At 60.7% G+C, this 22,330-nt stretch carries 17 protein-coding genes and 1 pseudogene; 6 read left to right on the top strand and 12 right to left on the bottom strand.

Translation table 11 applies throughout. From position 1 onward, the window contains the following. The first annotated feature begins 2,069 nt into the window (after positions 1–2,069). Positions 2,070–3,011 (top strand): hypothetical protein, encoded by a 942-nt coding sequence (locus tag C2L66_RS12335; protein ID WP_148654557.1) that lies wholly within the window; start codon positions 2,070–2,072, stop codon positions 3,009–3,011. 424 nt (positions 3,012–3,435) lie between these two features. Here the strand turns inward: C2L66_RS12335 and C2L66_RS12330 are convergent, their stop codons facing one another. Beyond that, positions 3,436–3,708 carry a hypothetical protein gene (locus C2L66_RS12330; protein ID WP_148654558.1) on the bottom strand — a complete coding sequence of 91 codons (273 nt, stop codon included), beginning with the start codon at positions 3,706–3,708 and terminating at the stop codon, positions 3,436–3,438. A gap of 1,088 nt (positions 3,709–4,796) precedes the next feature. Beyond that, a complete protein-coding gene (locus tag C2L66_RS12320; RefSeq protein WP_060599863.1) occupies positions 4,797–5,891 on the bottom strand; it encodes an MraY family glycosyltransferase in 1,095 nt (364 codons plus the stop codon). A 38-nt stretch (positions 5,892–5,929) separates the two neighbouring features. Here C2L66_RS12320 and C2L66_RS12315 point away from each other — a divergent pair, with 38 nt between their 5' ends. From C2L66_RS12315 to C2L66_RS12305, 4 genes are all read left to right on the top strand, one after another. Next, positions 5,930–6,460, top strand: a complete 531-nt coding sequence (locus C2L66_RS12315; RefSeq protein ID WP_060599869.1) for a hypothetical protein — start codon at positions 5,930–5,932, stop codon at positions 6,458–6,460. A 153-nt stretch (positions 6,461–6,613) separates the two neighbouring features. Then, the gene (locus tag C2L66_RS12310) at positions 6,614–8,164 is read left to right on the top strand and encodes a methyl-accepting chemotaxis protein (RefSeq protein WP_060599870.1); all 1,551 of its coding nucleotides are present in this window, start codon (positions 6,614–6,616) and stop codon (positions 8,162–8,164) included. A 1,258-nt stretch (positions 8,165–9,422) separates the two neighbouring features. After that, on the top strand, positions 9,423–9,575 hold the full coding sequence (locus C2L66_RS41230; protein WP_167352342.1) for a hypothetical protein: 153 nt from the start codon (positions 9,423–9,425) through the stop codon (positions 9,573–9,575). After that, entirely contained in the window at positions 9,576–9,836 is a 261-nt protein-coding gene (locus tag C2L66_RS12305; protein ID WP_060599872.1) for a hypothetical protein, read from the top strand. Between the two features lie 228 nt (positions 9,837–10,064). Here C2L66_RS12305 and C2L66_RS12300 read toward each other — a convergent pair whose 3' ends face one another. The 5 genes from C2L66_RS12300 to C2L66_RS12280 all read right to left on the bottom strand — a co-directional run bounded on the left by C2L66_RS12300 (position 10,065) and on the right by C2L66_RS12280 (position 16,165). Then, complete coding sequence (locus tag C2L66_RS12300) at positions 10,065–11,606, bottom strand: mannose-1-phosphate guanylyltransferase/mannose-6-phosphate isomerase (RefSeq protein WP_060599874.1); 1,542 nt, start codon at positions 11,604–11,606, stop codon at positions 10,065–10,067. 229 nt (positions 11,607–11,835) lie between these two features. Then, entirely contained in the window at positions 11,836–12,858 is a 1,023-nt protein-coding gene (gene galE, locus C2L66_RS12295; protein WP_054928740.1) for a UDP-glucose 4-epimerase GalE, read from the bottom strand. 12 nt (positions 12,859–12,870) lie between these two features. Beyond that, complete coding sequence (locus C2L66_RS12290) at positions 12,871–14,031, bottom strand: glycosyltransferase family 4 protein (protein ID WP_060599876.1); 1,161 nt, start codon at positions 14,029–14,031, stop codon at positions 12,871–12,873. Between the two features lie 29 nt (positions 14,032–14,060). Then, complete coding sequence (locus C2L66_RS12285; protein ID WP_060599878.1) at positions 14,061–14,900, bottom strand: glycosyltransferase; 840 nt, start codon at positions 14,898–14,900, stop codon at positions 14,061–14,063. Then, positions 14,897–16,165, bottom strand: a complete 1,269-nt coding sequence (locus C2L66_RS12280; RefSeq protein ID WP_176056887.1) for an oligosaccharide flippase family protein — start codon at positions 16,163–16,165, stop codon at positions 14,897–14,899. The genes C2L66_RS12285 and C2L66_RS12280 overlap by 4 nt, the downstream gene beginning before the upstream one ends. Before the next feature lie 199 nt (positions 16,166–16,364). Between C2L66_RS12280 and C2L66_RS12275 the strand changes: the two genes are divergently transcribed. Then, on the top strand, positions 16,365–16,643 hold the full coding sequence (locus tag C2L66_RS12275) for a hypothetical protein (protein WP_103323705.1): 279 nt from the start codon (positions 16,365–16,367) through the stop codon (positions 16,641–16,643). Positions 16,644–16,717: 74 nt separating this feature from the next. On the opposite strand, the gene C2L66_RS42500 is transcribed toward C2L66_RS12275, so the two are convergent. The 5 genes and pseudogenes from C2L66_RS42500 to C2L66_RS41425 form a co-directional block, all read right to left on the bottom strand. Beyond that, positions 16,718–17,098 (bottom strand): hypothetical protein, encoded by a 381-nt coding sequence (locus C2L66_RS42500; RefSeq protein ID WP_060599886.1) that lies wholly within the window; start codon positions 17,096–17,098, stop codon positions 16,718–16,720. Between the two features lie 919 nt (positions 17,099–18,017). Next, complete coding sequence (locus tag C2L66_RS12260) at positions 18,018–18,824, bottom strand: hypothetical protein (RefSeq protein WP_060599888.1); 807 nt, start codon at positions 18,822–18,824, stop codon at positions 18,018–18,020. Positions 18,825–18,881: 57 nt separating this feature from the next. Then, positions 18,882–19,337: a hypothetical protein gene (locus tag C2L66_RS12255; protein WP_060599890.1), complete on the bottom strand. Its 456-nt coding sequence runs from the start codon at positions 19,335–19,337 to the stop codon at positions 18,882–18,884. Between the two features lie 79 nt (positions 19,338–19,416). After that, complete coding sequence (locus C2L66_RS12250; protein ID WP_233444912.1) at positions 19,417–20,478, bottom strand: integrase domain-containing protein; 1,062 nt, start codon at positions 20,476–20,478, stop codon at positions 19,417–19,419. 1,363 nt (positions 20,479–21,841) lie between these two features. Beyond that, positions 21,842–22,184: pseudogene (locus C2L66_RS41425) on the bottom strand (hypothetical protein); the annotation flags it as partial. Positions 22,185–22,330 lie beyond the last annotated feature (146 nt).

The raw sequence follows: 22,330 nt of genomic DNA, 5'->3' as shown, positions 1-22,330 counted from the left end.
TATGGACCGTCATCCGGCTCGTCTCCGGATGCCTCGTTACGCCGCAGCTTAGCGAGAACGGGCCGCCCGTGCGGTCGATGGGTTTTCGCGATACTGGTGTTTCTCGCTGTCGTGCGGTTCTGGGGCCGCACTCAGCGTGCTATGCTGCGTCGTGGGGTGCGGCTCCTGTGTAAAGGTCGATGGGGCGGGGCGTTGCCCCCGGCAACGCGTAATTGCGCTTGCCTTACCCGTTCGATTGCCAGGAGAGAGAAAGGGTTGTCGCTAGTAATCGACTATGAACGGAGACTGACTATGGGCTTCGGTGTTGTTGCGCTAGTCCTGACGGCTGCGATTTGTGCGTATGGCGTGCACATGAGCAACCTCGGCCGCAAGGCAGATCGCGAACGTCGGCATCCCCGCGTTTCCCGCTGATCGTATTTCTCGCGCGCAACGCGGGCTGCGGGCTTCATCAATAGCAGCACCTTCGGCGCCCGGCGTGCACGGGCGCGCCAAAGGCGATATCGTTTTTGCCGGGTTGTCGGTTAAACCAGGCGAATGCGGGAATCGGCCTCTGTCGAGGCCGAGACAGTCCGTATGGGGCACCGGCCGCGTGCGGAATCCTGTGCCAGCAAGGTCTGTATGCGCAAAACTTTCATAGAGATGCGCATACTGCGCCGACACACGCGGGTCCCTCGTCGGGCGTAATGAAACCGGCGAACCGGACGAGTCACTTTACGCGATCTGAAGCCCCCTTTTTACTCCTGGCTGGTTGTTCAGTCGTTACGTTCGGGCCGCCGCGCTGTCGCGGAAATAAGCGCGTTCGCGGTCAACCAGACGGGCAGCCCATCACTCGACGAATCACTATAAAGCTGAAGCCTGCGTCGACATAACGGTGGTATCGAGAGAGATTTACTTGCAGGACCAGCTCGCGCGAATTCAGACACGCTGATTGACGTGGCCGCGTAGCCCGCACAATGCCACCCTACGGCGAGAGAGCGTTTGCTAGCGCACCCGCCATAGCGAAAGATCATGCAGGTGCACCTAGCCGAGGAAATGCCACCAAGCGGAACGGATCAGGCTACTGATCGAGAAGCTGTACAGTCCGGAAGCCGAAGCCTGCTTCAAATAGCGCTGTGCTTGAACAAAAGCTATACGATTTCAGAGACCATTCCGGGTTTAGACCGTGAGCCGGCTCGTCCAGTCGTCATATCACAGGAGGCGATTCGCTTCGCCGACGCCCCCGAGGCCGCCGTTGTCCGCATCGGGCGAGCACGTACACCTTTGCGAAAACGGGGCGGCTGTGCGGACGACGGCTTTTCGCAAATCGATCCGTTTTCTATGCGAAATCAGCGACTTGCGGCTTTAGTGTCAGAGAATCAGGACCGTGATCCAGCTCGCATGTTGACGCCTCGGTGACTCTTACGGATATGCTGCGAAGTTTTGCGAAAGCAGAATACGTGTGCGGACGTTGAGTTTTCGCAAATTGAGCCATTTATGCCGCAAGATCAGGGACTTGGCATGGTATGCCCGGAAGAATCGACACCTTATCCGGCTCGGCTACCGGCGCCTTTCGTCCTTGGAAATTCCCGAAGCAGTCCTGGGTAACTGGGCGGTTGTCGCCGAGGCATTTGCCGGAGGCCGGGGCGCCATCGTCGCACGAAATATCGGGTCAATATTTTCGAGGATGAAAGCCGCCCTGGCCTCTGGCGTTCCCGTCGTTCCACGGTCCAGTTGTGCCGTTTTGCGATCATCTAGCGCTCACAGTAGTTAGAAGCTGCGACGCTGAGATCCGGGACTGCGTTGACGCATCGTCGTAGCACTACATCGACCGTTGCCAAGCCGCGTCAGTAGCCATGCGCGTCGCGAGCCACACACTTGGCGCACCCGCGCGGAGATGGCGTGCGGGTTAGCGCGGACGCCGCGGTTGCGCAGCCGGTGTTTTTCGTCTGCTCCGTTCCGGATCTGAGGTGCTTCGCAGTGTCTCGCCGAAAAGACGCTATTTCTTGGGCTTCATAGCGCCGCCATCCGACAGCGCATTCGTGTATTTTATGATTTCGCTAATGGAACGGTCGACCGCTGAAGGGGGGGCAGTGAGCAAAGACAAAAGCCGCAATCGATCTCGTCAACGAGTAGTGCTGCATCCGAGCTTTCTGGTGGCGTATCTGTATCAACGAGGACTCGAGAGCGGCAAATGGACCACCCAGGCGGACGCGTCGCGCGCGTTAAAGGTGAGCCAGACAAATCTGTCGGTTGCCCTGCGAATGGGCTCGCTGCCAGCCGAACTAATGGGAATGTTCGCGGACATTTCCCAGGTCACCGCTCACACGGTACGCGTCATTCGTGGCGTCATAGCGCAGGAAGGTCAAGAGGCGGTACTTAAGCGAATCAGGCCGCATATTACTGCCGGCGGCAAACTGCCAGCAAAGGCGGTCCTCGCGCTGGTAAAAGGCCGTATGTCGAACTCGGCGAAAGCAGTATCAGCTGCCCGCAGAGACAGGTTCATACACCCATCACCGGACCTGCCGATGTCCATATCCAACCGCTACCATCAAGGAATAGTGAACGGTGAATGGACGAGCTACAGCGCCTGCTCACGCGCGCTGCGTATTCCTCGCAGGAACATAAGCGATGCCGTTTCTATTGGCCAACTACCTCTCGCCGTCAGATCTCTGTTTAGCGAAAGCAAACTGACGTTCGCGGTAGGACGGAAACTCCTTGCGATCTCAAGGGTGGTGACCAACTCGACTCTGATCAAGCGATCAAACGATATCAGCTATCTTGCGGAAAGCTACACGTCCGGGCAACTGCTGCGTGAGCTCAACGGCGAGAGCCTCCCGCCAGGGGCGCACATTACCCGTCTACGCATCAGGAAGGGTAGAGGGGCAGGGCAACTCATCATTGAGTGCAATCACCCAGACTTCTTGCTCCGTTACCGTCGCGATATGGAAACCGCGCTTAATCAGGTAGTCAAGCGCATCACACAGGCTGAGGACAGGCAGAAGCAATTCGCCGTTTTCCGCTCGTTCTTGTAAAGGCTCGGTTCCCAAAGAGCACTGCGGATTCCATGAGCTGAGCAGCGCCCATCAGTCAGAAATTTCGCCGCGTTCGCGATAATCGACGCGGCAGGCCGCGTTTGCACTGCTAGAGAACGGCGGCGAACGCCTTGCCGTGCGCCCCTTCGCCTGCCGTGCCTTGACTTCCGTTTGGCATGGGCACTCTGAATTAACGAAAACTAATTCAGAGTGCCATGCAACGTATAACGGGGCTTCACTATCATGTGGTCAAAAGACAACCAGCTATCGCATTCATCGCGCCGGCCCGGTTCCTCTCGCGCACCTCGCAAAGAACAGTTTTTTGCAACCCAGTGCTGGACGTGGCTGCCCCGTCAGGGGGCGCGCAATGAAGCCCAGGTCATCAGCGATTGCGGTAAGCCACACGCCAAAATCACCGGCGGCATTAGCCGACCCCGAACTGGCGCATCTTGAAGCGGTAATACGCCATCTCAGCAACACGAATATCCTTGATACCGCCTTTAGTCTCGGCGTGTCCTACTGGCTCACCAGGATTGCCGAGATCGAACAAAGATTCTATTTGGTTCCACTGCAGATCCGAAGGCTCGCGCTGCTGCGGAAGATACTCACGGATCTTGGATGAATGGGACGTTGGAGCCGGGCCGGCGCCCAGTGCGTCCACGCGAATCAGGATAACGAACCTCTGGTTGATGCTCATCGGCGGTTCCATCACGAATCGACTGACGTTGAAATGGAGCCAGGCCCGGTCGCTAAAGCGTCACTGCACTCGGGAGCAATGCAAGAGCCCCGGAAAGCCGGAACTGTCGTGCGACGATGATGAATAACGTGCGTAGGGGAATTGAGAAAGGTGGGAGTCTATGCCGCCGGCTAGTTGTGGCGCGGCGGCGTGCGCGGCTCAACACGACACCGCATCGCCTTCTGACAAGACCCCGAGCTTTCATCGGTGTGGTACGCTTGCCGCAATCTGGGCATCCGATGAGCGGAGATCAATTATGAATCTCGGTTTGTTCGTCCTATCTCTCCTGGCGCCGATTCTGGGTTACGGTGCTTACATGAGCAGTCGCGGTCGCAAGCGTGAACGACAGCGACGGCGGCGTATCTTGCGCTGATTGTCCAATTCAGTTGCATAGCCTGTGTTCCGTTTTTGTAGAGGGCAACATCGTCGGCATGCTTCCTTTTGCGAGCCGTGCACGAAGAGGCGGTAATGGGTTGCCAGCAGGCGTATGCCAGGCCTGACTTCAAGACGAGGTTCGATCGGGAGTTTCGTGCTAACGTGTATGCAAGGAGCAACTCCGAGCGAGGAGAACGAGCAATGGATATCAGTATTCTGGTGTTCGGCGCCGCAGTCGTCATGTGTGGACTTGGCGCGCTGATGGAGCACAATGCAAACAGGGTCAAGCGTCAACGACGTCTTCCGCGCAGTTCACGTTAAGCTTCCACGAAAGGGAGAATCGTATGGGCTTCAGTTTCTTTGCGCTTGGCGTGGCTGTCGCTTTGTCTGTATTCGGTCTGGTCATGGACCGAAACGGCCGAAAAGTTGACCGCGCTCGTCGGCGCATGTCATAGCGCAGGCGTAGGGTTAAGGACGGACAACAATCGAAGCAAGGCTGCGTCTTTCGGGCGCGGCCTTTTTCATTTTTTGAAATCCTGTGTCGCACCTTTTGGTCTGAAGCGTCAGTTGACGGCAACGTTGATTGACATTGCCCGATGTCTGTCGCGTCGCATGACCGTGTGGGCTGGTCGCTTCACGGAAAACGCCACGCCAGTCTCCCTGCTGCGGGCGCTTCACCGGTGCCTTCGGACCACCAGCCAGCGCGGCACCTTGAATCGCACGATGCTCATGTACAACCACACGTACGTCGCCGCGAACACCACCACGAAACAGAACAAATGCAGCGTGTGGCGCCAGAAGAGTGTGGCGGGTATCACCGCGATCAGGCACAGTAGCCACAAATACGGCGACGTCAGCGAATTGCGCCGCGTCAATTCGCGCGCCGTCCTCGAGCCCACCGCCCACCGCATAAGCCGCTTATAAACGAGCATATGCAGATGCACGCCATCGGGAATCCCGGGCGACATTCCGCGAATAAACTTCTTCCGGTAGATAGAGAAGCAAGTCTCGAAGATCGGATACATAAACAGCAGCACGGGATACCACGCCGACACATCGCGATTGCGCATCACGAGCATGATCGACAGTTCGCCGAGCATGAAACCGATGAAGTACGCTCCGCCGTCGCCGAGAAAGATCAGCCCGGCGGGGAAGTTCCAGATAAAGAAGCCCATTACCGCGCCCATCATGATGAGCGATGCCGACAGCACGATCGGGTCATGGACCTGAAACGCCACATACGCCAGCGACGCGAACATCATGAACGCGACCATCGACGCCAGCCCGTTGAAGCCGTCGATGATATTAATCGCATTGGCGAGCGCCGCGACTGCCAGCACCGTCACCGCGCAGGAAATGGCCGCATACGAGAGCAGAAAATCGAGTGGCGGCACGCTGATGCGCGTGACGGCGATTCCCAGCACGAAATAAGCGAGCGCTGCGGCGACCATCGTGCAGATCAACCGGGCCAGAGGCGACACCTTTTTCGTCAGGTCTTCGATCAGACCCGAGGCAAACGCCGGAAGCCCGCACGCGACAATGCCGAGAATACCCGCCGAAACGGCCGGATACGCGCCGTACAACTGGATCGCCGAAGCGACCAGCCCGACCAGAATCCCCGTTCCGCCGATCCGCGGCACGGGCCGCGCGTGGAATTTCTGCACGCCGGCCAGATCGTTGTCCGCAAACGTTTCATGCAGATGCGCATACCGCACGATCACGAGAGTGACCAGTAGTGAAACGATGAAGCCGAGCGCGAAACTGAGCATGAAGTGGAGGCCGGAAAGGCAAACGGTGGATTATACAAATGAAACGCAGCGGGCCCGGACGGGTTGACGGCTCGGCGGCAGACGGCGCCGTTTTCGCCCATAATGCGCTGCATATTCAAGCCGTACGGTCGAAGATGCGTATCTCTCTTCTTGCATGCCTGAGCGCGGCGCTATTCGCGCTGCCGCTGGCATCCATCGCAGTCCCCTCATCGGTGCCCGTATCGATGAAAGGTAGCGCCGACAGCGGCGACTCAGTCGAGCTTCGTTTCGACAGTTCGCCTTCGAAAACTGCAACGCTGCTGATAAAGGGCGACAGGACAGGAACCGCTCCCAAAGCCGTTCCCTGTACATACGAACTCGAACCCATCCAGAAGGGCGCGCTCGAGAGCCCGATCGTCAAGATCACGTTCAACGACAAGCAGACGATGACGATCGCTTGCGATCCGCTGTCGGACAACTGTCACGCGGACACCTACCCGACGGTCGGCGGCACCAGCTTCTCCATGCTCTGGCACATCGTGCGTGCGGACGTGCAGGTAGCCCGTGCAAAACCCCGGCTTCCACGGTAGCAAAGCGCAGACAGCGTTCGAGGGAGCCGGCGCAGAGCGCGCCATCCCACATGCTACGTCATGGATTCTCCCTATTCGGAGTCCGTCCCTTGCTGCCGATAGCCATCGATGGGGCTGCCATCCCGGCTGGCCGACAGCACGTCACGGACACTCATGCTCAAAAACATCACCATCCGGCAAGGACTGACGCTCGTCATCGGCATCTTCGCGGCTTTTCTCCTGATCGTGATCGGCGTCGGTTGGGGCGCGCTGAAATTCACCAACGATGGCCTGCAGAACGTGCAGCAGTCATCGGCGGCGATGAACGCGCTGACGTCGAGCTCGGAAAAACTCCTGCAGGTGCGCCTGTCGCTCGGCAGCTACGAGACGCTTTTCAGCGTCGGCAAGGACACGGACGGACTGCTCGCCGCCGCGCACAAGCTGCTGGAGTCGTCGAACGAGGATTTCCGCGTCTACATGGCGGGCCCCTTCGGCAGCGAAGAAGAGGGCAAGCTCGCCCAAACCGTGGCGCAGGCTCGCGCGGCACTCGTCAACCAGGCGATCGAGCCGGAGCACAAGGCGCTCGTCGACAACGACTTCAATACGTTCCGCACGATCCAGGGCGAGACGGCGGACCGCTTTTACGGTGTCTACGCAAAGGCGATCGACGCGCTCAAGCGCGCGCAGGACGATAACCGCCAGCGCGAGGCTGGCAAGTTGAGTCGGCGCTTCACACTCTCGACGGGTCTGTTCATCGCGATCGGCGTGGCCACCGTCGTAATCGGCGCGTTAGCGCGCGCGGGCCTGTCGTCGGCTGTCGTGAAGCCGGTGAACCAGACCATCCGCCACTTTCGCAGCATGGCGGAAGGCGACCTGACGACCTCGGTCAAGGTGCGCTCGCGCAACGAGATGGGCCAACTGCTGCAGGCGCTCTCGCAGATGCGTGACGGCCTCGTCGACACGGTGTCGAAAGTGCGCGGCAGTACCCATTCGATCACGCTCGGCGCCAACGAAATCGCCGCCGGCAACGCGGACCTGTCGAGCCGCACCGAACAGCAGGCCGCCGCCCTTCAGGAGACGGCGGCGAGCATGGAAGAGCTGTCGGCGACCGTCAAGCAGAACACCGACAACGCGAAGCTCGCAAGCCGCCTTGCGCAAGGCGCGCTCGACACGGTAGTGCGCGGCAGCGACGTGGTCGCGCGCGTGACGCAGACGATGGACGGCATCACCGCGTCGTCGCGCAAGGTGGGGGAGATCATCGGCATCATCGAAGGCATCGCGTTTCAGACCAACATCCTCGCGTTGAACGCAGCCGTCGAGGCGGCGCGCGCGGGCGAGCAGGGAAGAGGCTTTGCTGTGGTCGCATCGGAAGTGCGCGCGCTCGCGCAGCGCTCGGGCGCAGCAGCGAAGGAGATTCGCGAGCTGATCGGCGATTCGACGGCACAGGTTGCGCAGGGCGCGTCGCTGGTGGCCGACGCGCGCAAGACGATGGAAGAGGCGATGAACTCCGTGCAGCGCGTGACGGGCATCATGTCGGAGATCGAAGGTGCCGCGCACGAGCAGAGCGACGGCATCGAGCAGATCAACAAGGCGATCGGCCAGATCGACGAGGTGACACAGCAGAACGCGGCGCTCGTCGAGCAGGCAGCGGCGGCGGCGAAGACGCTCGAGGCGCAGGCTGTCGTGTTGCGGGAGGCGGTGGCGGTGTTCAGAGTCGAATCATAGGAGTGGTTTCAATCGCTGCGATTCTCAAATTAGACCGCAGAGATCGACGACTCGACTCGTCATAAACTCGGACCCGCTCTTGCGTTAAGCAACGACCGGTTTGCGTTTTGAGTGACTTCGGACTCGGGGAGCATGGAGCACGCAAATTCGCAGTCCGCGCGACTAAGCAATGCCGAAACATGCATGCGCGCAAAGGGGGCGGAAATCGCGAGTCTGCTGTCGCGTGCTGCAATTTGACTGACGACGATCCGGCGCAATTGAGTCTCTTAATACTTAGTAAAAGAAAAAGCTATGCGCTTTGGGGAGCTTTCCGGGTTAGGACCGTGATCCGGATAATCCGAACGTTACTCTTCACGAGGCACTGTAGTCTTTCTGATACGCGTAAGTCGCTATCATTCGTTGCTGAAAGGTTAGCGCAGTGAGTGAGCATGACGATGTCCGCGGAACTGCAGGTCACTCTCTTTCGCCGGCGAGCGGCGAATAGCGAAGCACAGGGCTTTTCTTGCAAGGATTAGTTATGATGCGCATGGATGCCCGAAATCCGCTTTATGCACTTGGATCTTCATGGGCCATTTGCACTGCCCAATTTTGCGAAAACGGGGCGCCTGTGCGGTCAATAGTTTTTCGCAAATCAGGCGGTTTCCTCTGTGAAATCAGACGCCTGCGCTAATTTGCTCCCAAAAGCAGGAACTTAATCCGGATACGTCCGTACGCCTGACCGCCCCTTGCGACCAACGGGCCGTTGCGACGGCGCTTTGGCAGCCCACGACCTATTACCGGATGGCCGCCATCAGATACAACACGCGGCGATCTAATCTAGCTTGGCGGCAAACGTAGCCGGCAAGGCGGTCTTCATTTCTTTGCTGCCCATCAGTCTGTCCTTCCAGCCGGCAGATTGCGATCCGTTTTTCTCTGTCCCCGCGATTGCAGCCCGCGTCGATCGTGGATCATCCTTTCACAGTACCGCCGACCTATTCGAACCGACAGGTCGGCGTTGGCATGTCGAGAAGTGACACTCGAAGCCGGCGACTCGCCCTGACTGCCCGATGCGAAGCGACGTTTCGCCGGAAATTCCACAATCCCTTACGTACCCTCCGTTTGATCGCGCCAAAGTTGGCAACCACGACTCATCACTAGCATGGCACGTACCCCTTGCGAGTGGAGACTTGACTTCGCTGCAGGGACGCGAAGATGGGTCTGGCTCTGGTGTTCATGGCGCGAGGCGCGATGCATCGGGCTGCAACCACGAGGTGGAAACATGCTGGAACTGATCAATATCTTGCGTCATGGCCTACCGCTGTCTGAACCGCGCACGTGGCTATTTATCGCGGCGTTTGTCGCGTCTGGCGTCGCAGGCTGGTGCAGTCTGGACGTCATCGAATATTTCAAGAACAACAAGCCGGAGGCGTAAATGGGCGTTACGGACCGGCTGACGTCTTGTTACATGAAGTTTATGGCGCTACCGTTTTTCGCGCGCAGGACAATAATCTTTCTCGCCTCGCTGGGGTTGTGGTGGTTCGCTGCCATGCTCGCGAGCATGCATGTGAACAACGACTTGTGCGTTGTGTTGCTTGTCACAGGCGCAGCAGGCGCAATCTGGTCCAGCGAGCTATGGCGCATGTGGAAGGTGTTCGCCATCGTGGTGGCGGTCTGCCTCGCCATCATGAAGTAAGCGAAGCGGAAAAAAAGAGCGGCGTCCTGACATCCGGGCGCCGTTTTCGCATATACGGCTCAATGGGACCGCTGAGCCGAAAGAACAAGATTCTGTGGAGCTCCAATCCAAGTACGGAGATTGGACCACCAACGTTGGCTGTCTGTTCTGCGCTTCTTGAGACCGATGTGCGTCGTTTCAGTAACGTGTGGCGCCTATCTGCTCAGCGGTCACCTGCCACGCCTGCCGCTAGACTCCGGTGCGCCCGTACTGATCGTCAAACCGCACGATATCGTCCTCACCGAGATAACTGCCCGATTGCACCTCGATGAGTTCGAGCGGTGTCTTGCCCGGATTCTCCAGCCGGTGCAGGGTGCCAAGCGGGATATACGTCGACTGGTTTTCCGTCAGCAGGAACGTTTCCTCGCCGCGCGTCACGCGCGCGGTGCCGCGCACGACGATCCAGTGTTCGGCGCGATGGTGATGCATCTGCAGCGACAACCGCCCGCCCGGCTTCACGACAATACGTTTCACCTGAAAGCGCTCGCCGTGATCGATCGAGTCGTAGCAGCCCCACGGCCGCTCGACTTTCCGATGCACCTTCGCTTCCGTGTTCTTCGCCGCGTTCAGGCGGTTCACGATCGCCTTCACGTCCTGCACGCGGTCTTTCGCGGCGACGAGCACGGCGTCGGCCGTTTCGACCACCACGACGCCCGTCACGCCGACACACGCGACCAGCCGTCCCTCCGAGTGCGCATAGGTATCCGTCGAACCTTCGAACAGCACGCGGCCGCGCGCGACGTTGCCTGAGACATCCTTCTCGCTGATGTCCCAGACGGCGTCCCACGCGCCGACATCGGACCAGCCGGCCGTCAGCGGCACGATGATCCCCATCAGCTTCGGATCGTCGCCGATGTGTTCCATCACCGCGTAGTCGATCGAATCGCTCGGGCAGGCGGCGAATGCGGCGCGATCGAGTTGCAGCGAGCCGTCGCTCGCGATGCTCGCATGTTCGTACGACGCCCGGCATGCCGCCGCGATGTCCGGCTGGCACGCCGTGATCGCCGCGAGCCAGACCGATGCGCGCATCACGAACACGCCGCTGTTCCACCAATATTCGCCCGAGGCGACGTACTGTTCCGCCGTTTCCTGCGCGGGCTTTTCGACAAAACGCTCGATGCTGCGCGCGCCGCGTGCGTCGGCGGGCAGGCCGGTCTTGATGTAGCCGTAGCCCGTTTCCGCGCGCTCTGGCGGCACGCCGAGCGTGACGATCGCATCGCGCAGCGCGTGCTGGATGGCCTGCTGCAGCGTGTCGACGAAGGCGGCGTCGTCGCTGATCAGATGATCGGCGGGCATCACGACGAGAATCGGGTCTTCGCCGTGCGGCGCATCCCCGAGCGCCGCCAGTGCGGCGATCGTCAGCGCGGGTGCCGTGTTGCGCGGCGCTGGCTCCAGCACGACGCGGGATTCACATGCGCAGCGCTCGAGCCGCTCTTTGGTCGGCAGCTTCAGCTCCTCGCTGCAGACGACGAGCGTCGGCTGTGTCCTGACGATATGCGGCGCGGGATGCTCGTGAGTCGGCGCGCGCAAGCCCTGGGTTCGGCGCAGTGTTGCTTCGAGCAGCGATTCGTCGCCCGTCAGACCGATCAGCTGTTTCGGGCATTGCTCGCGCGACAGCGGCCACAGGCGTGTCCCGGACCCGCCCGCCAGCACGACGGGCTGGATGACGCAGGCAAGGTGGGTTTCGTGATCGAGGATATCCTGTGCAGCCGCTTCTGCAATGACGTTCATTGTGCCTCCCGGGACGCCGGGTCGGAATGAACGACGCAGCGCCAGTGTATGAGCGCCTATTGAAGCAGCGGACGGGAGGCGTTTCTGTGCGTCGGAGCACAGAAAGGAGGAAGGGGGATGGGCCGGGGCTAGTGGGCCGCCCGTTCGACAGGCGGGATGCGCAAGCGCATCCCGCGCGTTTCGTGGGTTTCGTGGGTTTCGTGGGTTTCGCGAGTGTCGAGCGGCGGACTTATTCGAATCCGCGCGGATTCTGCGCCTGCCAGCGCCAATGGTCGGCGCACATGCGCTCGATGCCGTATTGCGCCTCCCAGCCGATCACCTCCAGCGCCTTAGCGGGATTGGCGAAGCACTGCGCGACGTCGCCGGGGCGGCGCGCGACGATTTCATACGGCACCGGCTTGCCCGACGCCTTCTCGAACGCCTTCACGACGTCGATCACGCTATAGCCCTGACCGGTGCCGAGATTCACGACGAAGCTCGCGTCGTGCCTGACGAGCGCGTCGAGCGCCGCGATATGGCCGCGCGCCAGGTCGACGACGTGGATGTAATCGCGCACGCCCGTGCCGTCCGGCGTGTCGTAGTCGCCGCCGAACACGCGCAGTTTTTCCAGCTTGCCGACGGCGACCTGCGCGACATAGGGCATCAGGTTGTTCGGCACGCCGCCGGGATCTTCGCCGATCAGGCCGCTTTCATGCGCGCCGACCGGGTTGAAGTAGCGCAGCGTCGCGATGCGCCACGACGCATCGGAGACTTCGAGATCGCGCAGGATCTGCTCGGCGATCAGCTTGCTCTGGCCATACGGATTGGTTGCCGAGAGCGGGAACGATTCGTCGATGGGCGAGCTTTTCGGCACGCCATACACGGTCGCCGACGAGCTGAACACGAACTGCTTCACATTGCGCGCGCGCATCACGTCGAGCAGCACGAGCAGGCCGTCCATGTTGTTGCGGTAGTACTCGAGCGGCTTCGCCACCGATTCGCCCACCGCCTTTAACGCCGCGAAGTGAATCGCGCCCGTGATGGGATGCTTGTCGAAGATCGTGTTGACGACGGCTTCGTCGCGCACATCCGCTTCGTAGAACGCGACCTGCTTGCCCGTGATCTTCTCGACGCGCGCGATCGATTCGCGCTTGCTGTTCACGAGATTGTCGATCACCACCACGTCGTAGTCGCTGTTGAGCAGTTCCACGCACGTGTGCGAACCAATGAAGCCTGCACCGCCCGTTACCAGAATCGTGCCCTTCGTGGTCATGCTGAACTCCCTTTAGAGTGATATGCCCGTCAACTGCTGGATCAGGCCTTTATACCGTTCGACGACAACCCGTTCGTCAAATTCCCGTGCGACTTTCTCGCGGCCGCGCTCGCCCATCGCGCGACGTTCGTCGTCGCTCATGTCGAGCATCTGCGCGAGCTTCGCTGCGAGGCTGTCCACATTACGCGCCTCGCATAACAAGCCGTTGACACCGTGCGCGACCACTTCGCGGCATCCCGGCACGTCGGTGGCGACGATGGGCCGTCCCATTGCCGACGCTTCCATCAGCGTGCGCGGCACGCCTTCGCGATACGAAGGCAGCACGACGCAATCGGCGGCGGCGATCAGCGGGCGCACGTCGTGCGCTTCGCCCAGATAGTCGATCACGCCTTCGCGCACCCATGCGTCGACTTCGGCCTGCGAAATCGCGCTGGGATTGTCGACGCCGACGGGCCCAAGCAACTGGAAGCGCGCATGCGGATACTTCGCGCGCAATTGCCGTGCGGCCTCGACATATTCGCCCACGCCTTTATCCCACAACAGGCGGCCGATTAATACAAAAGAAAATGCATCCTGCCTGTTTTCACGCACATGCAGGGGCGTGAAAGAAAACTGCTCGAGATCCACGCCTTCGCCGTGCAGCAGGCGCGCGCGCTCCGGATGCGCGAGCAATTGCTGGTCGCGAAACGCAGCTTCATCGTCCTTATTCAGAAACCATATTTCGCGCGGAAAACGGAATGCAAAACGGTACAACAGCTTGGCGATTTGCGCCGCACGGCTCTTCTGGATGAAAACATAGCCGAGGCCCGTCGTGACGGCAACCGAATCGACGCCTGCCAGTTTCGCCGCAATCGTTCCGTAGATGTTCGGCTTGATCGTGTAGTGAAACACGACATGCGGACGAATCTCGCGATAAAGCCGGTACAGCGCCCATAACGTGCGCAGATCGTCGCGCGGATTCGTGCCTTTCGATGCGACATGCAGCTCGATGCAGCGGCAGCCCATCTGCTGGAGCAGATCGAAGGTGCGGTCGCGCGGCGCGATCACCGTCACGTCGACGCCACGCGCGACGAGCGTGCGTATCAGCCCTTGCCGGTAGGTGTAGATCGCGAACGCGGTGTTGCAGACGAGCGTGATGCGCAGCGCGCCAGCGGATTGGGTGGGTTGCTTCATGCTTGCGTTGCAGGTTGGACGGGCGGTGTTCAGAGGCTCGCACGCGGCGCGTAGAGCCGCTTCTTCACGCGCTGAAGCGTCTGGTAGGGCGTGACGAAGTGCAGCAGGTTCTTTGCGAGGCCGAGCCAGTCGTATGGATTCAGTACGTTGAAGTAGCGCATCTGCAAGCGCAGCGTCGAGGCGATCTGGCGGCGCCGCTTCGTCGCGCTGATGCCGCCTTCGTTCAGCTCGTAGTACAGGCCGAGTTCTGGCAGGTTCGCGCAGTCGTAGCGCGCCATCAGGCGCAGGAACAGATCGAGGTCTTCAGCCGCCTTGTAAGCCTCGCGATAGTTGCCCACGGCGACCACGGCGTCGATGCGCAGCATCATCGACGGATGCACGAAACACGCGCGCATGAAGCGCACGCGGCGGATCGCGCACGGCTCCGCGGGCGGCGTCAGCATGAAGAGCGGCTTGCCGTCGCGCGACACCACCTGCGTCCACATGCCGAGCCCCGCGACCTGCGGATGCGCTTCGAGATACGCGCGCTGACGCGCAAGCCGCTGCGGCACGGTCAGGTCGCCGGCGTCGATGCGCGCGGCGTAGCGAAAGCCGCGCGCCGCCAGCGCTTCGATACCCGCCTGCAGCGCGCGTTCGATACCGCCGTTCTTCGGCATGCGCAGCACCTCGATCGACAGGTTCGGCAGCGCGGGCGCGACGATGGGCGGCGTGCTGCCGTCGTCGACGATCAGCACGTGGATGCGCGCGTCCTCGCTGAACGAGGCCAGCGTGCGCTCGACGTCCGCCTGGCCGTTGTAGGCGGGCATCAGCACGGCGACGTCGTCGAGCGGCGCAGCGCCCACGGGCGGCGGGAATGAAGAAGACGTCATGGGCGCAGCTTGTAACGGATGTAATAAAAATTGACGGAAGCCGCGGCGAGATAGCCGGCGGCAAGGCCGATCAGCGCGCCGTACGCGCCGAAACGCGGAATCGCCAGCAGATTGACGATGCCCGCGACGGCGAGCGCCAGCAGCCACTTCGACAGCAACACGAACTTCGCCTGATACTTCAGGACCACCAGGTTGCCGATCGCCTCGATGCCGGCGGGGACGGACAGCCATACGGCCCAGCGGAAGATATCGACGGCTTCCTCGAAATCCGGCCCGAACACGCGGCGGATGATGAAGCCTGCCAGCAGGTCCAGCACGAACGCGCCGGCGATCATCAGAACGGCTGTCATGGCCGTGAGCCGCCACATGTTGCGGCGCAGCTGCACCGCGTCCTGGACGCGGTAGACGAAGGCGGGCGCAAGCGTTTGCGCCAGCATCAGCGCGAGCGTGATCCAGTTCTCGTTGAGCTGTTGCGCGGCCGAGTAGCGGCCGAGGTCGGCGAACGAGATTGCGCGCTCCAGCATCAGGCGGTCGAGCTTCAGGAACAGGTACATGCAGATCAGGCCGAGCCAGAACACGGTGCCCGCCGTCGCGAAGTGGCGGAACAGCGCGCGGTCCACGCGCCAGCCGAGTTTCCCGCCGTGCCTTTGCATGAAATAGACGACCAGCACCGCGCCGATCGCGGCCGATTCGAGCGCCCACAGCCAGCCGAAGCGCGACGGCGCGGCGGCCGCGCGCACCAGCAGCCAGACGAGGATGGCCTTGGCGATGGCCGTCGTCATGCTGGTGAGCAACTGCGGCTTGCTGTAGGTCATGCTTTGCAGCCACGCGTTGATCACGCCGACGAACGGCTCGCGAAACAGCATCGTGACGGCCAGTCCGGCGAGCATCGCCCCGACGACGGGATCGGTGACGCCCGCCGCAATCCCTGCCCAGGTCAGCAACAGCGCGACGGCCGACACCGAGAGCCGCAACGCGAACGCGCTGCCGAGCACGGTGCCGAGTTGTTCAGGCGGACGATGTACGATGGTCGGCACGAGAATCTCCGCGCCGCACACCCATGTAATCGGCGACAGGACGAGCAAAAGCGTGTTGGCGTATTGCCATTTGCCGAACAGGTCGGCACCGAAGTAGCGCGCCAGCACGCCGCTGATCGCGATCGCCACGCCGATCTGGGTGAGGCGTTCGAGGCCAAGCCAGACAAGGTTTGCGACAGCGCGCGTGACGTCGGGATTCGTAAAACGCTTAAGCGCCAGTATCCGCATGGTGTCCGTTTGCAGTTTGCGGGCACGAAGGGCGCATATCGTCGGTAAGCTGACGTGCCCGGACGAGGGTTTGATGCGGCAACTTTGTGAGCGCGGGGCGTCTAAACATTAGAATGGCGCCAGTAAAACGTCGCTGAAAGGCGCAATTATAAGTTGAATCCGGACCGCTTCCGGCAGGACACGGCGCGCTGACAGCACCGTGTCGATCAAATTTTGGGTCTGTCTTCTTTCCTCGACGCTGCCCGGCCTCACTGTCAGGGTCATCGCCTGTCTGATCGCGCTGAGCATTTATACGCGCGTGAAGCACAATCCGATTGCCAACCTGGTGCTGATCGCGGTGACGATTGCCTTTGCCGCGCAGAGGATCACCGGGACGCCGTATCGCATCTTTTCTGATGGTTCGCAGTTCGTCCATTTCCTGTCGGGCCCTCAACGGTTGCATCTCCGTTGCGGCTGTGGCGGTAGTGGGACAAGTTAAAGGGCGCCACGCTTTCGCTCCTCCGCAGTCGAGTAGCCCTTCGCTCAGGGTGATCGTCTCGGCGGTGGACAATGTCAAGCTCTTCGGCGCCTCGCATAAAACGCTTGTGCTGCTTGCGCCGAAGTGGTCACAACGCGCATTGCCATGGTCGTGGCCGAGAAGGTGGGCGGCACACCCTCGCTCACTGCCGCGCTCGCGATTTCAACGGGGGTGTTCGCGCCGAGACAGCCCGCTAGAGTCTTGAGCATCGTGCGCTTGACGAGGTTGCGCGGCGCGCCGGCGCGCGAAAGGACCCGGCGAGCGGCAGCGCATCGTTTGCGAACGGGACGGATGCTCTGCCGCCACTGCGATTGGGGATAAGAGAAGGCGCGCCGTCGCGCTTCAATGCGATGCCGGTTCCCGATGCGCACTTCGTCATTCAATTCGCCGACGTTGGGCCGCTCGCGATCTTCCATGCGTAGTCCGTCTTGTCTGGGCGTCACGCCGCAGTCTTCTGCGTTGGACCTCCATGGGCGCCCTGACGATCTCCACCGGCGCGACTTGACTTTGCGATTTCGAGTGGAGACTGGCTTGGCGAACGTCCTCCGGAAAGAGGCGGTCGCTGAACCATTACCCAGGAGAGTTGAGATGACGAGTGATGAAGCATGCGCGTGCCAGCGCGACCAGTGGTGTCCCATGTGTGCCGCATGCCGATGCAGTGCTGAGACGTTTTCGCACGGAGCACGCGGACAGCAAAGTGCCCGGAAACACACGATTGTCGCATCCAAAAAAGAAAAAGGGCTCGGGCGAGCGGCGCGTTGCCCCAATTGCTGCACCTGCGGGCTGGGAGGCGGCGACGGACGGGACACCTGGATCGTCTCCTATGTCCGTACGAAACTCAGGACTATGTCGGGCGAGACCTTCCAAATCTCCCGTCACACCGCTGACTGTGTCGCCAACGCATTGCAGGAGCGTTTTCTCTCGGATACGGATGCCATATTGAAACGAATCCTCGATCTTGCTGCGCTTCGGTATCTGCGTGACGGCTCAGGTACCGTTACGCTGGAAGACGTTAGGGTTGCCTTGCGCTCTCTCAGGTCCCCGCACCGGTGACAAAGCTGCTTTGCTGCGGCCGGTGCTGGCGAGGTGCCGGTTGGTATGCCACGAGAAGCCGCCCCTGTTGTGGTCTGGGCGCGGACCGGCGCACAGGGGATCAAACTTGACTTCGTGGCTGAAGCGATAGTGCATCGACGCTTTCCTGACCTAAACGGATTTCCTGAAGTCGCGCCTTCGGCGATCGGAGGCCGAGTAGTCGCGCGGATCAACGGACCTTGAGTGGAAGTGGGCCGTTAATCCGCCTTGCAGCTTCGTTACCCGGAGGCGTATTAAAAGCCCTTAATCGAGTGCCTCTGTCCTCGCGCGCTTACGGTTCGTAGTTGGCGCGCATTCGGCACGCCACTCGTCCTGCGAAATGCACGGTAGGCCGAGTGTGTCGGCGACACGTTTGAACGCATCCGCAGTGCCCAGGAGATCGCGCTGCGCGATTACTTTATGAGCGAGCGCATGCACGATTTTTTCAGGCGCGCCATTGACCCGCGCCGAGGTCAATTCCGTTTCGAAATCGACCGCGCGGTTCAAGACAGCGGCGATCGGCATCTTGAATTGTTGGGCCTTGGCGAAAGATGTTGACACCGGGAGCACAGCCTCGGGCGTTACCGTGATTTGGGCTTCGCGGGCATAGTCAACGACTGGCGGGTAGACGTCGTCAAGCCGGGCGTCCGCCGGAGCGTCGGTAGCGAGAATCCGGATGCAGGCCGGAACCACGCCCGCCGCGCAAATCGCGGTAAGCGTTTCTACGGCAGCCTGCTGTGACGCGGTATCCGGGGACACCGAGACAATGATCGTTTTGAGTTCGGTGAGAACATGACGCCTCAACTGGATAAACGCGATCATGGCGCTCCGATGCTCAGTCGGGACGTCGATGATGCCGCCGCGCGGGGAAGTCATCATCGTGCAGTAATGATCCTGAAGCGCATTTTCGCTTTCTGTCAGACGTGTGTTGTTGTTCACGTGCTCACCCTGTCCATCGAGCGGGCCCGGTTTCACGAGCAAACCTCCCATCTGCGCGTGAAGGATTTGCGCCGCCGATGCCTGCGCTGCGCTGTTCGAGCTTTGAAAGTGAGCCACAATCAGATGAGTCATTGTCGTTCCTGCAAGGGTTGTTAGTGAAGGTATCGAATGTGTTAAGTGCGTTGCTGTTTACGTGACGGAGTCTTCGATGCGAGCGGGATCGCTGGCGTACGCCTCGAGCTTGGCCCTGCGTCTGCGACTTCGGGCGAGTTGCGAGTATTCGAGCGGTCGGTACGTTCGAAGGCGGAATGCATCCCATTGGCGGTTCTGGACGGGGCGACGGATCCGCGGGATTACGATGGAGCGCAAGACCTTGGCCTTGTAGCCCGCGTGCAGGCACACGAGAAGCACGGCGCTCAGGGCGACAAGAGCGTCATCGACGTGCCAATCCTGGTAGTCGAGAGACGTCGCGTACGCGCGAAGCGATTCCTCCGGAAGGTCAGCGATGGAAGATGGCAACGTGCCGCGCGATTGCAAAAAAGCTTCGAACTTGAGCCATAACGGCAGCAGTGTCTGGGCCGCTTTGTCGCTGCTGTACCGGGATAGCGCTATGCGAGCTTCGTTTGAGAGTCTGGATTCCAACACTTCTTGCTTACCTCCTTTAGACGGGTGGATCGTGGTTGGTGGTTGGTCGGTTCGCAATGCTGATTATTGAAAATTGCGCTCACAGCTGAAGCGCCGCGTGATTCGTCCGGGCGCGGCGTCCGCGCGCCGGCCGTCGACGCCTATGTTCGGCACCATTGCCGAGCTGCGTCCGGTCGCCCGCGCCGGACATTGCAGGTATTGAGTGGTTTCTCTTGTTTGCTTTCTCCAAAGGTACGAAGTCGCTGGGTAACTGCATCTTTTCGGGAAACCGGTGCCTGATCTGCCAACAGTAGACTTCGAGGATCATCTTCACGCGTGACGGGCCGTGTCCAAGCCGGTCCGATAGTTGGGTCAGTACCTCGACAGGCGGCATTCCGCGATCGAGTGCGGCATTGCCGAAATCGACTGCATAGGTAAATCTCAGGCTGTGACTTCCGAGCTCTCTACGCATCGGCAATTGGTCAAAGCGAGACTTCAGGCGGGCCTTTGCGCTTTTGAGGTCGTCGTTGCAACCGGTGATCAGTTCAAAGTCGCGACTGCGGCAGAACGCCAGCGCCGCGTTGATCGCGTCGAGCGTTTCCTCGACGTGATCAACAAGCACCTCGGTGCGACGCGGACGCCCGTTCTTGGCGCCGCGCTCGATGGGCAGACGTCGATTTCCCTGCAGGATCAGATCGCGCCAGGTTTCCAGCGACTTGCCGCACATGAGTGCTTCGCGCATGCGAAGTCCCAGCCAACGCATCAGGCGAATCACGTGCACGACACCGTCATCGAGCCGTTGTGCCGCGGCGAGCAGTTCGCTGAACTCCTGCGGCGTGCGAGCACGGTGCTTGCCATGCCGGTCCCGTCGCTCAAGCTGGAGGGCCCGGCTGCGGATTGAGCGCGACATATCCTGTCCGGCCATATCCTGTATTACTGAGAGCGACGCTCGATAGTTTGCGAGCGTGCCGGGCTTCATTGCCCCTGCAACCAGAAACCAGATGAAGAATTCAAGCATCCAGTCCTCTGCTTCGTTGACGGCCTCCAGCGTGTGACCAATCCGGGCCGCGAAACGCGAGAACTCGCTCCAGTGCAGGCGACGGTGTTTCTGCGAGTCTTTGCTTCCGCCGGCTTCACGGCTCATCTGTGCGGCATGGTTCACGCCCGTTGATCTTCGACCCATAGCACTCCTTTGATGTGGCTGGTTGTTCCGCCTGTACCTGACCTCACGCGCGGGCGGGCACGCGAATGAGGGCACCCTGCTGCCATCGCTTGCGATGGCGACGTGTCTAACCAGACACGTGAGTGAAACGAGCAGGTACAACGAGGGCGGGACGTTGATCTGCTGGCATGCGGGAGTGCAAAGAGACGGGCAGAGGCGGTTTAGCTGATGGTCCCCGGATGACACCGGTGGAAAGGTCTGCGCTGGAAGAGAGAGCCCGGGGTGGGTTGAACACCCGGCGTCGCATGGCGGCGCATTCGATGTTCAACCGTATTCGCGTGCATGCAGCACGTGGGCAATGACCGCTCGCGTGAGGGCGAGCGCGAGGTGGTGGGCGGATTCTCGGGTGAGCATGTCACGTCGAGATCTCGCCTGATGGTGTGTGAAAGGATTGATGTGCGCCAGAGCAGCGCGTCGCAGACCGAAACGATCGATGAGGTCGACCGTTTCAAGAGACAACGGAAGCCTGTTACCGTCCGCAAGCGGACAATCGAGGCACGTGGACGATCCCGGTTACACCGGGAAGCAACTCATGCTCTCGGATAGGCCCCCTTTTCACTGGGAGAAGTAACGTGTGTTGCTGCTCTCACGCGCGAACGGGTGCGTTCCGCGCGAAACAAGCAGCACGACCTTCGGGGAGAGCTTGGCTCCCGCAAGGGGTAAAAAAACGATGGGCGACTGGTTAATCGTCTATCAACATCAGGCCGCTGGCCAATAGTCTGGCTCGAAGCAGCGAAGGCCTTCTTTTAAACAATCCATATCCGTTGCCCGCATCTCGCGGCACGAAGTTTTCAATGGATTTTCAGCGCCCTCCGGGTGTAGCCAGTCAGTATTGGCGTAAGGACCCGAGAAGAAGGGTAATGTCACGCTCGCCTAGCCCCAGGTTCGTCGAGCCAGGAGGCGTGAACAATACGAAGCGAGCTGGAAACTGGAAACGCGTGCGGTCACATGGACGCGATATCCCGTCCGGTCGGCGAAGAAAAAGCTGCTGACCGGGCGAACTCCCCGAGGGGGTTTACATTCTTTGGTCCAGCCAGGGACGGCTAGATCAGCATCTCACACAATTTTGGGCGCAAAAGCCCCCCAAACCCCCAAGAAGGGGTTGCTAGGTCGATGCTCGTGACGTGAGCGAACGGTGCGCTGATTAAATGTCAATCGCATGGGGCGCGTCAAGCAGTTTTTTCACGCGCGGTGTGAATCCCGTCTAAGGCGATTTCGCATTCGTTGTTCAGCCGCCCCTGTAACGGCGAGCCCGGCCAGGTTCGCCGTTACAGGGGCGGATGGATGAAGCCCGCCGCTGTGCCAGCAGAATGTCCGCCCACGGCAGCAGCAGCGCCGCCGCCGACGCGGAGAGCCAAAACGCAAAGGCGCTGCCAAATTGTTCTTCTGCCGATGGACGATGGTCGGCAGGAGGATTTCCGCGCCACAGACCCGTGCAATCGGCGACAGGAGGAGCAAAAGCGTATGGGCGTATTGCCATTTGCCGAATAGGTCGCGACCGAAGTAGCGCGCCGGCACGCTGCTGTCTGCGATCGCCACGCCGATCTGCATGAGGCGCTCGAGACCAGGCCAGACAAGGTATCGACAGCGCGCGTGCCGTCGGGATTCGTAAAACGCTTAAGCGCGGACCTCCGTATGGCAACCATCTGCTGTCTGCGGGCACGGGAGGTGCGTGTGGTCTGCAATTTGGCGCGCCCAGCCGAACGAACGATGCGGCAACTTTGTGAGCCTGGGGCATCTAAGCATTAGAATGGTGCCAGTAAGGCGACGCTGAAAAGCGCAATTATAAGTT

The organism is Paraburkholderia caribensis (assembly GCF_002902945.1).
GTDB classification, from domain to species: Bacteria; Pseudomonadota; Gammaproteobacteria; order Burkholderiales; family Burkholderiaceae; genus Paraburkholderia; species Paraburkholderia caribensis.
Note: the sequence above shows the minus strand (reverse complement) of the source record. Positions and strands in the feature narration are given on the sequence as shown.

Excerpts from the sequence above, each read along its gene's own strand:
- C2L66_RS12330 (WP_148654558.1), bottom strand. The coding sequence starts at position 3,708 with ATGAGCATCAACCAGAGGTTCGTTATCCTGATTCGCGTGGACGCACTG.
- C2L66_RS12320 (WP_060599863.1), bottom strand. The coding sequence starts at position 5,891 with ATGCTCAGTTTCGCGCTCGGCTTCATCGTTTCACTACTGGTCACTCTC.
- C2L66_RS12315 (WP_060599869.1), top strand. The coding sequence starts at position 5,930 with ATGAAACGCAGCGGGCCCGGACGGGTTGACGGCTCGGCGGCAGACGGC.
- C2L66_RS12310 (WP_060599870.1), top strand. The coding sequence starts at position 6,614 with ATGCTCAAAAACATCACCATCCGGCAAGGACTGACGCTCGTCATCGGC.
- C2L66_RS41230 (WP_167352342.1), top strand. The coding sequence starts at position 9,423 with ATGCTGGAACTGATCAATATCTTGCGTCATGGCCTACCGCTGTCTGAA.
- C2L66_RS12305 (WP_060599872.1), top strand. The coding sequence starts at position 9,576 with ATGGGCGTTACGGACCGGCTGACGTCTTGTTACATGAAGTTTATGGCG.
- C2L66_RS12300 (WP_060599874.1), bottom strand. The coding sequence starts at position 11,606 with ATGAACGTCATTGCAGAAGCGGCTGCACAGGATATCCTCGATCACGAA.
- galE (WP_054928740.1), bottom strand. The coding sequence starts at position 12,858 with ATGACCACGAAGGGCACGATTCTGGTAACGGGCGGTGCAGGCTTCATT.
- C2L66_RS12290 (WP_060599876.1), bottom strand. The coding sequence starts at position 14,031 with ATGAAGCAACCCACCCAATCCGCTGGCGCGCTGCGCATCACGCTCGTC.
- C2L66_RS12285 (WP_060599878.1), bottom strand. The coding sequence starts at position 14,900 with ATGACGTCTTCTTCATTCCCGCCGCCCGTGGGCGCTGCGCCGCTCGAC.
- C2L66_RS12280 (WP_176056887.1), bottom strand. The coding sequence starts at position 16,165 with ATGCGGATACTGGCGCTTAAGCGTTTTACGAATCCCGACGTCACGCGC.
- C2L66_RS42500 (WP_060599886.1), bottom strand. The coding sequence starts at position 17,098 with ATGGAAGATCGCGAGCGGCCCAACGTCGGCGAATTGAATGACGAAGTG.
- C2L66_RS12260 (WP_060599888.1), bottom strand. The coding sequence starts at position 18,824 with ATGACTCATCTGATTGTGGCTCACTTTCAAAGCTCGAACAGCGCAGCG.